Here is a 14,559-nt window from a genome sequence, read left to right on the forward strand (position 1 = left end):
ATTGTTTCTCATGGAATTTGTTTCACGCCCGTTCGTTAGAAAAAGTACTTGATACCAATGTATGGACCATGCTGGTCGACGTCATAGGCAAATTCACCGGAACTCAGTGTGTCGCTATAGTCGACGCTAAAGTAACGATACCCGAACGTGAACGCGGTCTTCTCCCAAGGTTGATAGTCGAAACCAACATTTGCACCAATCTGGAGGTCATTTCCACCGGCACCAAAACCGCCAAGTTCCAAGGACCCAATCCCAGTCCATTTCTGGTTTAGCCGCCACATCCCGCGTATGCCGACGACTGGTTCTATCCAACCCTGATCTCCACCCAACGTAGGTGGGTTCCCCGGTCCTGGGGTAGTTAGGTCGATTTCCTGACGGATGGAGTTGTACCTCAGACCACCTTGGAGATCGATTGCATACCTCTGGCCGCTGCTGCCGTATTCGCCATCTGAAATACGGTAAGCCCCAAGCACACCAAACCATTTTTGACGAACGTCCACGTTTACCCCGGCACCCAGAGGGCCAGGCAGATTGGAATCCTGTTCGATCCCCACATAATTTGCATCCACGATGATGCCAAAATCCCCGTTCCATGCCTCGTACCGGCCGGCTGCTGCGAAATCGAGCACATCCAGGACGTCACCAAGGTCCAGATCCAAATCCGCGGATTGTCCAGCCACGGTTGACGTACCCGTGGTTCGTAGGGGTGTGAACAGATAGAATGAGGCTCCATGCCGCCAGCCTGTTTCGTTTTGACCTGGCGCAGGTAGAGACTGAGCACGGGAAAGCCCGGGCATAGATAATACGCCGGTCAGAAATACGAGGGCGCTAATTGATCTGCGATGGAGCATCGGATTTTCCTTGCATATTGGCGGCGCTTAGTAGTTGAACCTCAGACCTATCCCGGCACCTTGGTCGTAGGGTCTGTCAGTACCAATACCGACCAACACATCTGCGTAGAGTGCAATTCCAGGGCTGAGGTTCTTACCGATCTGGAATTCGGCGGTCGCGGGCCACGCGTCATTTTCCCAATCGTATGGCGCCTTGATATCTGCTTTGGCCCAATACCCGTCACCAAATGGCTGAAGCGCAATAAGGCGCATCGCAGTCTGGCTGACATCGGTCGAACCGTTATATGAAGCAAAGTGTTGGACCAGAGGGATCAGAGTCAGCCCAGTATTAGTGTTTGCAAAAGCGAACCCACCAAATGGGGCTATCTGATCCGACCCGGTGCCGATGCCTTCGTCGGGGTCACCAAAATCGAGGATCCACTCCAAACCAAGTGCAGACTTCACGCTCCAGGTGTCATTCAAGGGTTTCTGTGAGGGAAAGTAGATCAGCTTGAAGCTGGTCTTTTCGAACCCGTCGAACCTTTCACCAGTCGCATTCGTTGAATTGTAGTGGAGCTCGTATTTTAGTTTTAGATCGGGGCGTAACATGTATGCACCGTCGACAAAGGCATCCTGACGGTCTGCACCCCCTCCCAGATCAAAATACTGATATCGAATGTCGGTATTGTTAACCGCAGCCAAAGGATTTGACGCGTTTTCCTCAGCTTCTGATGCAGAGCCTACCACGAGCAGTACATAGATCAGAGGAACAAGACAATGGAAGATGCGTGACATCAGACACCTAAGAGAAGTTGGATGGTCAAGTTAGACGGCGACAGGTTCTCGCCGCCGTCTACCTTCATCATTGCCAGCTGGAGAAGACTTCTCGGGTCAACTCGCTTTCGGGACGAAGATTCTCAATACCTTCATACGGCACACCCTTGCCCAGCGGCAGATGCGGGTGCTTTGCAATGGTTTTCTGATGGCGCTTCACCATGTCTTGGAAAGATGCACCGGACCATAGTGAATACCCGACAAGCGGATGCTCTTCACGCGGGTCGCGATAGACATTGAACACGGGGGCCGCAGCGCCGGGCTGACCGGGGGCCGGCAAATGCATCTTGAACTCTTGCTTCACGACTGAGCGCAATACGGGCCCTTCGTACACATAGACGTAGTCGCGACGCGAGTTGCCTTCGCCTTCAAGTAACAGCGCCGTCTGGTCAATGCCGTCGATCACGCGGTCGCGCGGGATGCGGTCAGTTGCGCCTGCGATCCGCGCGAAGGTCGTGAACAAATCCGAGACATGTACGATGTCACCTGCTGCACTGCCTGGCTCGATAGCGCCAGGCCAGCGGATGAACGCGTCAGTTCGCACTCCGCCTTCAAGGTGCTGCGTCTTTCCGCCGCGATAAATCAACTGGTTCAGACCGGACGTTCCTTCGTAGTGATACATCAGGCCATTGTCAGCCATAATCATAACGATGGTGTTGTCCGCCTTGCCAGTTTCATCCAGCTTAGCCAGAACTTCACCGATCCAGCCGTCCAGAACCTGCAACTTGTCGGCATGGAAGCCACCATTGCGGGAAACGGCCTGATCCGGATAAGCAAAATTCAGCGGATAGAGTGGCCAGTATTGCATAAAGAATGGGTCGTCCTGCGAGGCGAGGCGGTCAAGCTGTTCCAGTGCCTGACGCTGATAGCGCAGGTTCATTTCTTCGTATTTAGCCTGTGTCCATTCTTCGCCCGGCGCCATGTCGACTTCGCGAGCAAGGCCACCTGCTTCCCCTTCAACGCCGGTTACCAGACCATAGGGCTTGAATCGCTCATCCAGCTGGAATTGGTTGGACTGTCCGGACGGATGGAAGCCAAGCATATTGTTGGCAACCATCGCATCCCGTGTCATCAGGCTGAGTTGAACCTGCTGATGCAAAGGGAATGCGGCCCAGTCAAAACCCTGATTGTGCGGGTAAGCCTGCTCAATATCGCCCTGATGCCATTTCCCGACATGAGCAGTGTTGTATCCTTCTTCCTTCAGGATCTCGGCAATCGTGACTTCTTCAGCTGCAAGACCTTCGCCAACCAGCGCAACTTTGACCTCTTCAACGCCGGCGCGCACCGGATGACGACCGGTCAACATCGCAGTTCGTGTCGGTGTGCAGGATGGCTCAGTATACATTCTCATCAAGGACATGCCTTCGTTGGCAAAGTCGTTGATGTTGGGCGTGTCGAAACCTGTGACGTAGTTCATCGTCCGGTTACCCATTTGACCGAAGCTGACATCGTCGATCAGGATATACAGGATATTGGGCGGCTGGCCGCCATTGGCGTCGCGGATCTCGGCAAGTTTCGCCTCAATCTCGGAGTCCTGCGCATCCCATTGCTCGCCAAACTGTGCGCGTAGGAACTCAAACTCGCCATCATGGATGATAGGCGCATCCTGGGCAAAACCCGCGCCAGCCATCAGCACCATGGCTGTGGCATGTTTCAATATTGATCTCATCGGTATCCCTTCCCCTATGGATTACATCTTTCCTGCGCGCCGCAACGATTGGGTGATTTCATCCCGAAGACCATCCAGGGTATCGCGGATATCGCAGGCGAATTGATACAAGTGGCTTCCCGGCTCGATATTCATTGACAGAAACTCGTCACAAAGAAGCTGATAGTCGCGGCAGATCTCATCGAATTCCGTATCCACGAGCCGTAAATCCGCAATTGCGGATTGGTGATCGGGAAACAGGGTATCAAAAGCGTAACCGTCCAATTGCGATGGCTCATTCGATGGATCAACAAACTTCGCTGAGTTTTCCCCGAATTCACTTCTCACAAAAGGTTTATCGGGGCATAATACGGTGTAACCAATTGCGTAACTTTCTGAAAATATGGGATTATCCAAAAACACATCTACTCAATTGAATGAGAGCGGGTCACCTGCTCCCAAAGATGTGCGGGCGGCACTTCAGCGGCTTGTCAGGTCTTCGACTTTCGCGGGTTCACAGCGATTGCAGGACTTTCTGGTGTATGTGGTCGAAGAATCGCTCAACGGTCGAGCTGACGATATTCGTGCCAAGACCATCGCCATGGATGTTTATGGTGGGACCCTGTCAGAGATGTCGCGCCGTGAAAACGTCGTTCGGGTCGACGCCGGTCGCTTGCGTCGCAAGCTTGCCGAATTCTATGCCGGAGATGGTCTCGAAGAGGGCATGATATTCGACCTGCCAAAGGGCGGCTACGCTCCTGAGATTCTGGTCAGGTCGCCCGAGACGCTTCAACCTCCTCCGTTTGGGCTGGAAATCAGAGTAAACACTTGGCGTCGCCCTTTCGTTGGAGTTGCCGGCCTCTTCGTTCTAGCCTGTTTTGTAGTTGTTGTTGTGTTGCTATCGAAAAAACTAGCCGATCCAGTCGTTTCGCCAGTCGATGGCCTGAGTCGTGACGAGCGCAGCGCCATTTTTGATGCATCCCCTATGCGTCTTCAGGCTGTAAATCTAGCCAATACTGGTCGTGATCTAATCTTCCCGGCCTTGGAACCTGCGCGTATTGACGCGGCCTTAACCATATTCAAGGGGGCAATTGAAAACGACGACAGCTATTTCGGCGGCCATGCAGGCGCTGCGCAGGTCGCTGCGACAATTGCTGTGCTGACATCCGATGCCGACCTAGCCAAGGAAATGTTGAACTACGCCGACGCTCGGGCCAACAGGGCCATCGAGTTGGCCCCGGAAACGGGTTGGAGCCAGTCCGCAATGGCTTGGGTCAAGTTTGCAATGGGAAACTGGCCTGAGGCCATAGAATTTGCACAAAGAGCACAGCGTTTGGCACCACACGACGTACATGTGTTGGAGTTCGTGTCGCTGGTCCTGCTCTTTTCCGGTTCATTTGAACAAGTCGTAGAAATTAGCGAGGACGCACTCTCAAAAATCGAGCTAGAGCGGGGTTACGTGTTTCAGAACGCGATGGGGTCAGCAAAGTTTCATATGAAGGACTATGAAGGCGCCGTGTCAGCCTTTGAACGAGCAACGGAAAAAGGAGGCCCTGTCGGACCTGTATCCGTTGCTTACCTAATTGCGTCACATCAGATGATGGGCAATCAGGCTGAAGCTCGGACTCTATCGGAACAACTCTCACGCGATTGGCCTGACAGTCGCGTGGATGCGCTATTCGAGAAGCTTTTTGCAAATCCGAAACACGGGGAAGACCTTGGTAATGCAATGAGACAGGCCAGTTGGAAGCCACCAGGCTAGGAGCGTAAATCCAAACTTTGGCCGCTAGATTTGCTCTCAATGTCATCGAAACCGAATGCTCAGCAACTGCGCAATGCCTGATTCATGCGAAACAGACGATGTGAAATCGGCTTTCTATGTACCTTCCAACGGTCAAGTTAACCCTCTGGACGTCATGGTTGCTCTTAGCAAAGGTGCCCGTGCCTTGAGGGCTAGGTGTTCGAAGACACAAAGGTCAACCAGTTGGTTACGGGTCAGCCCGCGCGTGAGCGTGACCCATGCGCGAACCGCTTTTTCACAACAGGAGAATTCTGACGACTAGGGCTTCGAGCACACACCAGATCGACTTGCATGAATCCGACACGCAATCAGACTGGCTCGAGAAACACGTCCTCCAGCATACTCTCTGAAACCGCTCCAGGTGCTCCGATTGCAACCAGACGGGTTTCGGGCTTGCGGTTACCCCACGGCTCCTCTCTTGCAATGTCGACGCGTTTGCCGACGACTTGCACTACTACCCGATGGTCCGGATCCTCTTCGGATAGCACAAACCCTTTCACCCGGTAGACCTCGCCAGGCAAACGCTTGATCGCGTCACGCAGTCCGGACAAGGGGACGGGTCGTTCGGATTGCAAGAAGGTCGTCGTGAACTGGGCAGAATGGTCATGGTTCGGACAACCACAACCGGGACCATGTTCGTGATGATCTGGTACTTCGGTATCTAGCTGCTTGGCGGCAAAACGCCCCACCGACAGAAGGATGTCGAGCGGTACTTCAGCGTTAACGGCCTCCACAAGTCGGTAGCGACGGAATCTTGATCCAAGCCAGTCGTGAACCTTCTGAACAGTAGTACGGTCAACCAAATCAATCTTGTTGAGGATAACCATGTCAGAGAAGGCGATCTGGCGTAGTTTCAGCTCCATCTGCTCGGGCGCAGCAAATACTTGTTCAGCATCCACAAGGCACATGATGCTGTCCAAACGGATCATGTCCCGGAACCGTTGGTCAGTGAAAGTCATCGCAATCGACGAAGGGTCCGACACTCCACTTGCTTCAAGCACGATGTATTCCGGTTTTTCCGGGCGCGCGAGAACGGCCTCCACCGTTTCGATCAGGTCATCTCGGATCGAGCAGCATACGCAGCCATTCGCCAGACTCATTACGTCATCTTCAACACCTACCACGAGGTCGGCGTCCACGTTTATTGATCCAAAATCATTCACAAGAACGGCCACGCGCAATCCATGGTTGCCGGTCAGGATGCGGTTTAGAAGTGTTGTCTTACCGGCTCCTAGAAAGCCGGTAAGAATGGTGACTGGGACAGCAGCGGTCGAGCCAAACTCAATCATGGCACTCACCTCCTAGTCCTCGTCTCGCGGACCGATTACATCGGACACCTTGATCGTGAAGTTTTGGGGCCATTCCCCACCAGGCGCACGAAAGACATCTGACGGGTAGTATTCGCGCGGATCGATCTCCATATCCCGGTACTTCTGATCTTGTTGATCTGCGCGGGTGAGCCTTGGGTTCGGCAAGGTAACTTCGTCTGGAAGCTCAATGCGCCCGGCCTCTGCTGCCGCGGCCAGTTCGCGGAATGGCGGAACAGTTCCAGATTTTCCGGGCAACGCCGCCTTCCGGTACCAGATCGCATCTTTGGTAACGTTGACGACAGCCACATCAAGCCCCCATTGGAATAGTCCGTCGTAGTGAGCGCGAATGCCCGCCAGCATTTCAGCGTCGATATCCTCGTCCTGAGTGTAGTGTGTCACCATTCCCAGACGCGGCCTTGTATCAGCAAAGAGCTTGCCCACAGCATAGTGGGAGGTGTGATGTGTATCGATGGTGTAGTTGAACAGATCCTGTGGAATGCCGTATTTGTAGGTCATCAACTGACCAATATCCTGTCCCGACATTTCGGTTACAAAAACATCCACACCTTCGCCGTATTTCCGTGAAAGCTCATCCGGGCGACCATCGCCGGTCCATACAAAGCTCAGACCGTTCCAATCGAGCCGATACCCAACTGCGCCGTCCTTTGCATGACTGCGCGGCCAAGACCGAACAGTCACGCCGTCTTCGTCATAAACGATGCCACCTTCCTGGCGGAAATCGAATTCATTGACTTCGATCTCGTAGCCGTCCCCAATCGGGAAAACATCAAAGGCCTCCAAATGCCATTTGAGCATCTGTTGCATGCCTTTAACCATTCCAGCTGTGCCAAGTTCGGGTGTCCGACCAGAGGGACCATGGATGCGTAGTGGCGTGTAACCACCCGACCAGGCACGGAATGGGTATATATAGGGAATATCGGCGTAGTGGTCGACATGAAGGTGAGAGATGAAGATGTCGTTGATCAGCTGCCCCGGCACTTGCATGGCAATGATATTGCGCACACAACCGGATCCAAAATCGAAGAAGAACCTTTTTCCGTTACCCAGCTCGACCATAATACAGGTGCCCGCCTGATCTTCGCGCGGCGGATAGGGTGTTGAACCACAGAATGAGATGCGCATCTCATCTGGCCCCAACTCCTCACTCAGTGGAAAATAGTTCGCGTTTGAACCAGTCATGTACTTCGTAGGACGGAAGTACTCCGGCAAAGATATGCCGCCTGCGGGTCGACCACCATATGGGTTTTTGAGTGTTTCTCCTAGAGGGCCGTCTCCTTCGTGGGCCTCGGCGCTTCCTGCCGCAAACCCAGCTGCCCCTGTCGCAGCCGCTCCAGTAGCCAAGCCCTTTAGAACACTCCGCCGCGACGGGTCTTCAATTTGGTCTGACGCCTGAGCCTGTTTGTCGTCCTGGTCTTTTCTATTGTCTTCCTTGGTCATGGATCGGTCCTCAGTTAAAAGTATCTCACAGTTTGCGCTTCAATATCCGGCGAAGCTCGTTGATGAGTTCAGATTTGATGTGGGCCCATTCGGCGCGCTCTGAGGCCGTGATCGATGCGTCTTTCGAAAACGCAGATGCTTTCTTCAGGTCTTCGATGACCTCGCCGAGAAGCGCGTCCGTTTCAATGTGCCTCGACAGCACATCGGAAAGTTCTGGAATTTCTTCAATCAGGTCCACCGTCACTGGAAAAATCCCGACACCCACTATCTATTCTCAAATCAAGATGAGTGCGGTTGACCGCAAAGGCCAAGTGAGTCACCGTGAGTTGGGGGTGAGTTGACATTGAACAAATCCAACGAATTGCCAATAAATCAACATGTTGGACAGCCTTCTCCGGAGCTCATCCGGGAAGCTCTGAATCAAATTGTATCAAGTGAAGGGTTTCAAGCCTCGCCCCGCCTGAAGCAATTTCTAACCTATATAGTAGAGGAATCTTTATCGGGTCGAAGCGATCAGATCCGAGGTAAAGCTATCGCTGTGGAGGTCTATGAGCGTCGCATTGATGGCACTGGCAGTCAAAACCTCGTTCGCGTCGAAGCCAGGCGGCTGCGTCGACTGCTACACGCGTTTTACGAAGATCACTGGGACGGTGAAGGTGTTCGCATTTTTGTCGACCCCGGCGGATACAAGCCTCGGTTTTCATACGAACCTACAATCGAAAACCGCGCGTCAGGTACTTGTGACAGCGATGAGCCTGATGGGTGGCGGCGTTCGCTGAAACTGCTGCCAGCCGGACTGGGTGTTCTTGCATTAGTCGCTGTGCTTGGAATCTGGATGAGCCAGGATAACAGGGAGGTTGTGCCAACAACTCGATCCATCGAACAAGCAGAACGTGTGGCGCTTGGCGAACAATCGTTGACAAGACTCCAGGCAGCCAATCTTGCGGATCAAGCCCGCGGCATGCTTTTCCCCGTTTTTGATGTCAAGCGTCAGCAAATAGCGCTGGGAATGTTCCAGCACGCGATGGAACTCGACCCGGCTCTGTCCGACGGCTATGCTGGATCAGCGCAGGTCCTTGCGATCCTGGCGGTGTTGTCACCGGATGAAGCACAAAGGGATTATCTCTTCAATCAAGCCTCAGAAATGTCTGGAAAAGCACTTGAGTTATCTCCAACCGACGCGTGGGCAAACAGCGTAAATGGTTGGGTGCTGGCTGTCAAAGACCAGCCAAACGAGGCATTGAAATACGCAAGAATGTCAGTCGAACTGGCGCCAAAGGATGGCCATATTCTCGACCTTACAGGCATCACTGCTATCATGGCCAATGCCCCTGCACTCGCCGCCGAAGTTAGCAATCCAGAAAGACCCAGATCAGGATCTGGCCGCTTTGGCGCAAGAAACATTTGGGGCGTGTCGCAACTTATGCTCGGGAACTACGAAAATGTTGTCGATGCCTTTCAGGGCGCACCAGCCGCTGGTGATCCTGTCAGCGCTCCTTCCCTATTATTCCAAGCTGTTGCACAGGATCAGTTGGGAAATTCGGGAGAGGCACAACGCCTCGTAAACGAGATGCGCAAAACTTGGCCCGAGTTTCCGTCTGAGTTTCTCGCCGACAGGATTTTTCAAAACGACGACGCAACTCGCAATGCAGTTTTCGAAACATTGAAAAAGTACTGACAAATCCAGCCGCGCGCAACTCATCGAAAAAATGATGCTTTGCACGGCTCCATCCGCTTAATGTGCAATTCCATATCTTTTTGCTCACAACATTTCCAGTTTCAGCTTTCATCAAATAAACACGATAAGTATCCCTTATCAAGTATAATTGATTTTGCGGGAAAATGGGCGCAGAGTGGGCCGTATGAGCACCCCTGAGCCCTATCTCCCCGCCCCCTCCCCTGCCCTGTCGCAGTCTGACCAGGACGCCCTGACCGATCTCTATGTCCGCGGCACACCCGCCAACACGCTCAGGGCCTATGAGCGCGATTTGCTCTATGTAACGGCCTGGAAGGCAGCACGGTTCGGAGTGCCGTTGGACTGGCCCGAGAGCGAGGCCACAGCGCTGGCCTTCATTCTCGATCACGCCCGCGATCTGGGAGATGCCGCGCCCGAGGATGTCGCGCGTCAGAGTGCCGAGATGTTGATCGCGCAAGGGCTACGCAAGTCCCTCGCCTGCCCGGCCCCTTCTACGCTGGACCGGCGCATCGCCTCCTGGCTGGCCTTTCATCGAATGAAGAACCTGACCAGCCCTTTTGATGCGCCGCAGGTGAAGCAGGCCCGTGCCAAGGCGCGCCGCGCCGCCGCCCGGCCCCCTGCCCCAAAATCGCAGCAACCGATTACCCGCGATGTGCTCGAGCAGTTGCTGTCCACTTGTCGGGGGTCCCGGCGGGATTGCCGCGACCGCGCCATCTTGATGCTGGGTTGGGCTTCGGGTGGTAGACGGCGCTCGGAGATCACCGGGTTGATGTTTGAAGACGTCTCGCTGAAGGAGTTCGACGAGAAAAGCCTGGTTTGGATTTCACTGCTGGAGACCAAGACGACAACCAAAGGTGAAACGCCGCGGCTGGTGTTGAAAGGCCGCGCAGCCCAAGCGCTGGCCCATTGGATCGAGGTGGGTGAGATTCAGGACGGCCCCTTGTTCCGGCCTGTTTCAAAAGCCGATCGGGTGTTAACCCGCCGCCTCAGCCCGGATGCCATCGCGCAGATCGTCAAGCGTCGGGCGAAACTGGCGGGCCTGCCGGACGGGTTCGCTTCCCCCCATGGGCTGCGCTCGGGCTTCCTGACCCAGGCCGCGCTGGACGGCGCCCCGATCCAGGCCGCGATGCGCCTCTCCCTGCATCGCTCCATGGCCCAGGCGCAGAAATACTACGACGATGTGGACATCGCGGATAACCCGGCGACTGATCTACTGGGGTGAGTAGTTACTGACTATTTAATAATCCCCGCTTGAGGGAAACTCCGGCTGCTGTGCCTATGTCTTGTTTCCTGTCGCATCTGTTAACGTGGCCAGCGCGGAAACATGTCGCGGCAGATCGCAACGGGAATGCAGGATATCAACAATGATCACCGCGTCCGGCTGATCCAGATAAACCAGGAAATGCTCTCCTGCGCGCACATATCTGAGATCCGCCGCCTCTTCGACCAATATAGAACAACTTCGGCTGGCCACCCTGCCCTCTGTGATGGCCTGACAGCGCGCTATTAGTTCTTGTTCATAAAGATCGGCTTGATGCGATCCAAACTTGTCGATGGTCCATCGGGCAATTTCCACCAGGCTGGATTCAGCGCGGCGTGTCAGTCGAAAGGGTCTGGTCACGCCTTGGCTCGTGCCCTTGCAAAGGCACGACGGATCGCATCCGAACCCCTGCCTTCTGCCAAATCTCCGGCCTGAGCCTGCGCTACACCCTCCTGCAAGCCTTGTTTGAGAGACTCCAGCCCCGCTTCTTCCCGCTCCAAAAGCCGAAGGCCGGCGCGCAACGCTTCACTGGCGTTCTGATATCGACCGGACGCAACCAGATTCTGCACCAGTTGATCCTGCGATTCTGTAAGTACAACATTGCGGGTTACCATGGCGTAAGCCTCCTTTTTGGCAATATATGCCAACGAGACCGTCTGTTCAACGATTGAGGAGCCCAAAATCACTAATTCGAGCAAGCTGGTTTTATGGACGCTAATGGGACGTGAACACACGGATCATGTCTGTGATCCCATATGAATCCAATGACGGTAGAGACTTGCGTCAAAAGCCGCGCCGCGCAAGCACAGCTGCACTGGATCGAGGACAGTTCCGTGTTCCGTCGCAACTTACAGGCGCACAATTCCCGAAACCCCGCCCTCACGGTATGCCATTTCTTGGGCAATTGGCGAGCGGCTGACTCTAGCCGGAATGTTCGCGTGTTTTCCTCTGCGCACGGGCTGAGCTCGGTGTATCTGACCCAGATCGCCATGCCATTCTCACCGCATCGTACTCCCGTACTGGCGCAGAAGTATTGTTACGAAGTTGGTATCGCAGAAAACTCGATAACGAAATTGTTGGTGAGAGAATTTGACCAATCAGCTCAACTAGCTCCCTGCCCTTCCCAATTGCGCAATTTGCGCCAAAAGCCGTTCGGCCTTCACTCCAACTCCATGCTAGAGGCGTTCTACTCAAAGCGGAGCATAGGGAGGAGTTTTACAGGAATGCCTTCGCATGCCTACGTTAGAACTTCATCGACTGAAAGAACCCATGATCCCGCTCAACCGAGTTTACAACTGTAAACCACCCTGCTCTGATGCAAAGCGTATGTAGTCCTCCGCGTTGGAAAACCTACAATATAGGCGAAAATCCTTGACTTAGTGCTATGAATCACGGCTGTTTATCTCAAGTGGCGCAAAAATGACCACATTCTTTAATTTGAGGCAACTACATGATTCCCGTGACACCACTTGCGGCAGAAAGACCATCGGCACTCGCCACGGAAATATCTGAGAGATTAAACTCGGCTATCCGGGAACATCTACTTGCTGCATTTGCCCCCGACAACACCAAATCACTGCGAAATTTTGCAGCGCCAGAAGCTGCTGAACTCTTAGGAGTCTCAGGTCAATTCATGCGCAAAGTCCACGCAGAGGGAACGATTCCTGAACCGAATGACGTACGCAGCGGTAGGCGTTACTATACTGCCCAAGAACTTTGGGAGGCTCGCGAAACGCTTGAGAAAACCTCACGCAAAAAAGGGCGCTATGTCCCTCGCCGGACTGAAGGAGAAAAGCTCCAAGTCTGGCAGTTGATGAACTTCAAAGGCGGCAGCAGTAAGAGCACCACAACAATTCACTTGGCTCACTATTTTGCGCTTCGCGGTTACCGTGTGCTGGCTGTTGATCTGGATCCTCAAGGCTCTCTTACATCCATGTGCGGCATAAGCCCCGAAATAGAGTTTGACGGGCTGACGATTTACGATGCTATTCGATATGAAGATCCGGTAGATATGGCGGACGTCGTGCTTCCGACGTACTTCCCCGGTCTCTCTGTGGCTCCGTCACGGCTTGTTCTTTCCGAATTTGAGACAGAATCTGCCGTTCACTCCAACCCAGACCATCCGTTCTTTACAAGAATACGGAATGCCCTGGCCCAGGTGGAAGGAGATTTTGACCTTGTTCTGATTGATAGCCCACCTCAGCTAGGATTCTTGACAATTGCTGGGATGGCGGCCGCCAGTTCATTGCTTGTGCCACTTACACCTTCGATGCTGGACGTGTCTTCGACGGCTCAATTTCTCGAACTCGCTGGTGCTTACATGGCAGTCATTGAAGATGCCGGCGCTACGCTCGAATACGACAACTTCAAATTCCTGATAACGCGTGACGAGCCAACAGACGTACCGTCTCAACAACTGGCTTCGTTCATGCGGGCACTGTTTCAGGATCGCGTTATGTCAGCCACAGCCCTCAAAAGCACCGCGGTCAGTGACGCCACAATGCTCAAACAATCAATTTACGAAGTCGTGCGGTCAGAAATGACACGCGCAACTTATGATCGGGCAAAGAACTCAATGGATGCGATCGGCTCTGAGGTAGAGCAAATGATCCATCAAGCATGGGGACGCAGCTAATGGCTAGAAAGTCGCTTCAGGAGATGTCGGGGATCGCAAACACCATCGCGCGCTCTGGCCCCAAGGCCATCGATAAAACTCCAAAACCCAATGCCCCTGCTCTTGGTGCGCTTCAGGGCTCTCTTGCCGCAATCAGGGAAATTGACCCTGCTCTGATCGACGACTGGGGGCCTGCCGATAGGCTCGGTGAGTTTACAGCTGTAAACATTGACGAAGAAGACGATAGTTTTGAAAGCTTGATGTCGAGTATACAAGACGGTGGCCAACAAGTTCCCATTCTTGTCAGAAGATCGAAATCCGACGGTCGATACGAGGCAATTTATGGACGGAGGAGGCTCAAAGCCTGTCGTGAACTTGGTATTAAAGTCCGCGCCAATGTTCAGGATATCGACGATGCTTCAGCGCTTCTCGCCAAAGGGCTTGAGAATGCTGCGAGGCGCAATCTTTCCTTCTACGAGAAAGCACGTTTCGCCGAGGCGATCCTGACTTCCGGGCATGACACGGCAACGGTGCGGCAAGTATTGAACGTTTCGAAATCAGGGCTGTCTCACCTGACAAAAATTACGCAACATGTTCCTGCAAAGATTGGTGACATGATCGGCGCAGCCCCAAAATCAGGCCGCCCAAAATGGACCGTGCTTGCAGAGCACTTCGTTGCAGGCAAGCTAGCGGAAGATGAAGCTGCAAATCTTCTTGCAACCATTGAGCCATCGATGTCGTCAGATGATCGGCTGGAAATGCTCCTAAAAGCAGCTGCCAAACGCGGTGCAAGACAAAGAGAAGGTGCAGCCGAACTCAACCCAATCGAAGGCGTTACAATCAAATCTACCAACGGATCACTAACTGTTTCGGTCAAAAGGACCGGAGCTAACGCTGGCTTCGCTAGCTGGTTGGACGAAAACATGGCTGAAATCATTAAGCGCTCACACGCTGAGTTTACAGCTGTAAACGCCAAGAAAAAGAACTGAGGACGAGCAGAAAGGAGGAAGGCAAACAAACAAAACCCCCGAAACCGGAGCTTCGAGGGCTGCTGCGCAAAGCGCAATTCTTAGATTAGACACCTAGAATCTAGCAGCACCCGAATCG

At 53.7% G+C, this 14,559-nt stretch carries 14 protein-coding genes; 5 read left to right on the forward strand and 9 right to left on the reverse strand.

What is annotated here, in order from left to right:
* Positions 1-35: 35 nt before the first annotated feature.
* From ACR0KX_RS20285 to ACR0KX_RS20300, 4 genes are all read right to left on the reverse strand, one after another.
* Positions 36-680 (reverse strand): hypothetical protein, encoded by a 645-nt coding sequence (locus tag ACR0KX_RS20285; protein WP_170624863.1) that lies wholly within the window; start codon positions 678-680, stop codon positions 36-38.
* A 198-nt stretch (positions 681-878) separates the two neighbouring features.
* Positions 879-1,625: a hypothetical protein gene (locus ACR0KX_RS20290; RefSeq protein WP_170624862.1), complete on the reverse strand. Its 747-nt coding sequence runs from the start codon at positions 1,623-1,625 to the stop codon at positions 879-881.
* 67 nt (positions 1,626-1,692) lie between these two features.
* Positions 1,693-3,321 (reverse strand): sulfatase-like hydrolase/transferase, encoded by a 1,629-nt coding sequence (locus ACR0KX_RS20295; protein WP_480588552.1) that lies wholly within the window; start codon positions 3,319-3,321, stop codon positions 1,693-1,695.
* Positions 3,322-3,354: 33 nt separating this feature from the next.
* On the reverse strand, positions 3,355-3,729 hold the full coding sequence (locus tag ACR0KX_RS20300) for a hypothetical protein (protein WP_170624860.1): 375 nt from the start codon (positions 3,727-3,729) through the stop codon (positions 3,355-3,357).
* A 106-nt stretch (positions 3,730-3,835) separates the two neighbouring features.
* On the opposite strand from ACR0KX_RS20300, the gene ACR0KX_RS20305 reads away from it, so the two are divergent.
* Positions 3,836-5,074 (forward strand): tetratricopeptide repeat protein, encoded by a 1,239-nt coding sequence (locus tag ACR0KX_RS20305; RefSeq protein ID WP_170624859.1) that lies wholly within the window; start codon positions 3,836-3,838, stop codon positions 5,072-5,074.
* A gap of 347 nt (positions 5,075-5,421) precedes the next feature.
* Here ACR0KX_RS20305 and ACR0KX_RS20310 read toward each other — a convergent pair whose 3' ends face one another.
* The 3 genes from ACR0KX_RS20310 to ACR0KX_RS20320 are packed head-to-tail and all read right to left on the reverse strand — an operon-like array spanning position 5,422 to position 8,125.
* Positions 5,422-6,402: a CobW family GTP-binding protein gene (locus tag ACR0KX_RS20310; RefSeq protein WP_170624858.1), complete on the reverse strand. Its 981-nt coding sequence runs from the start codon at positions 6,400-6,402 to the stop codon at positions 5,422-5,424.
* A 12-nt stretch (positions 6,403-6,414) separates the two neighbouring features.
* The gene (gene gntH, locus ACR0KX_RS20315) at positions 6,415-7,881 is read right to left on the reverse strand and encodes a guanitoxin biosynthesis MBL fold metallo-hydrolase GntH (protein ID WP_480588556.1); all 1,467 of its coding nucleotides are present in this window, start codon (positions 7,879-7,881) and stop codon (positions 6,415-6,417) included.
* Between the two features lie 25 nt (positions 7,882-7,906).
* Positions 7,907-8,125 (reverse strand): hypothetical protein, encoded by a 219-nt coding sequence (locus ACR0KX_RS20320; protein WP_170624857.1) that lies wholly within the window; start codon positions 8,123-8,125, stop codon positions 7,907-7,909.
* A gap of 99 nt (positions 8,126-8,224) precedes the next feature.
* On the opposite strand from ACR0KX_RS20320, the gene ACR0KX_RS20325 reads away from it, so the two are divergent.
* Together ACR0KX_RS20325 and ACR0KX_RS20330 are read left to right on the forward strand one after the other, a co-directional pair.
* On the forward strand, positions 8,225-9,559 hold the full coding sequence (locus tag ACR0KX_RS20325; protein ID WP_170624856.1) for a tetratricopeptide repeat protein: 1,335 nt from the start codon (positions 8,225-8,227) through the stop codon (positions 9,557-9,559).
* A 184-nt stretch (positions 9,560-9,743) separates the two neighbouring features.
* Positions 9,744-10,799, forward strand: coding sequence for a tyrosine-type recombinase/integrase (locus tag ACR0KX_RS20330; protein ID WP_170417862.1), 1,056 nt, complete (start codon positions 9,744-9,746; stop codon positions 10,797-10,799).
* A gap of 54 nt (positions 10,800-10,853) precedes the next feature.
* Here ACR0KX_RS20330 and ACR0KX_RS20335 read toward each other — a convergent pair whose 3' ends face one another.
* The gene (locus ACR0KX_RS20335) at positions 10,854-11,198 is read right to left on the reverse strand and encodes a type II toxin-antitoxin system RelE/ParE family toxin (protein ID WP_170417859.1); all 345 of its coding nucleotides are present in this window, start codon (positions 11,196-11,198) and stop codon (positions 10,854-10,856) included.
* Complete coding sequence (locus ACR0KX_RS20340) at positions 11,195-11,452, reverse strand: type II toxin-antitoxin system ParD family antitoxin (RefSeq protein ID WP_170417856.1); 258 nt, start codon at positions 11,450-11,452, stop codon at positions 11,195-11,197. The genes ACR0KX_RS20335 and ACR0KX_RS20340 overlap by 4 nt, the downstream gene beginning before the upstream one ends.
* An 836-nt stretch (positions 11,453-12,288) precedes the next feature.
* On the opposite strand from ACR0KX_RS20340, the gene repA reads away from it, so the two are divergent.
* Positions 12,289-13,473: a plasmid partitioning protein RepA gene (gene repA, locus ACR0KX_RS20345; RefSeq protein ID WP_170417853.1), complete on the forward strand. Its 1,185-nt coding sequence runs from the start codon at positions 12,289-12,291 to the stop codon at positions 13,471-13,473.
* Positions 13,473-14,441, forward strand: coding sequence for a plasmid partitioning protein RepB (gene repB, locus ACR0KX_RS20350; RefSeq protein WP_170417850.1), 969 nt, complete (start codon positions 13,473-13,475; stop codon positions 14,439-14,441). The genes repA and repB overlap by 1 nt, the downstream gene beginning before the upstream one ends.
* Positions 14,442-14,559: the final 118 nt, after the last annotated feature.

The organism is Ruegeria sp. BG5 (assembly GCF_056538425.1).

Excerpts from the sequence above, each read along its gene's own strand:
- ACR0KX_RS20330 (WP_170417862.1), top strand. The coding sequence starts at position 9,744 with ATGAGCACCCCTGAGCCCTATCTCCCCGCCCCCTCCCCTGCCCTGTCG.
- ACR0KX_RS20310 (WP_170624858.1), bottom strand. The coding sequence starts at position 6,402 with ATGATTGAGTTTGGCTCGACCGCTGCTGTCCCAGTCACCATTCTTACC.
- ACR0KX_RS20340 (WP_170417856.1), bottom strand. The coding sequence starts at position 11,452 with ATGGTAACCCGCAATGTTGTACTTACAGAATCGCAGGATCAACTGGTG.
- repB (WP_170417850.1), top strand. The coding sequence starts at position 13,473 with ATGGCTAGAAAGTCGCTTCAGGAGATGTCGGGGATCGCAAACACCATC.
- ACR0KX_RS20290 (WP_170624862.1), bottom strand. The coding sequence starts at position 1,625 with ATGTCACGCATCTTCCATTGTCTTGTTCCTCTGATCTATGTACTGCTC.
- gntH (WP_480588556.1), bottom strand. The coding sequence starts at position 7,881 with ATGACCAAGGAAGACAATAGAAAAGACCAGGACGACAAACAGGCTCAG.
- repA (WP_170417853.1), top strand. The coding sequence starts at position 12,289 with ATGATTCCCGTGACACCACTTGCGGCAGAAAGACCATCGGCACTCGCC.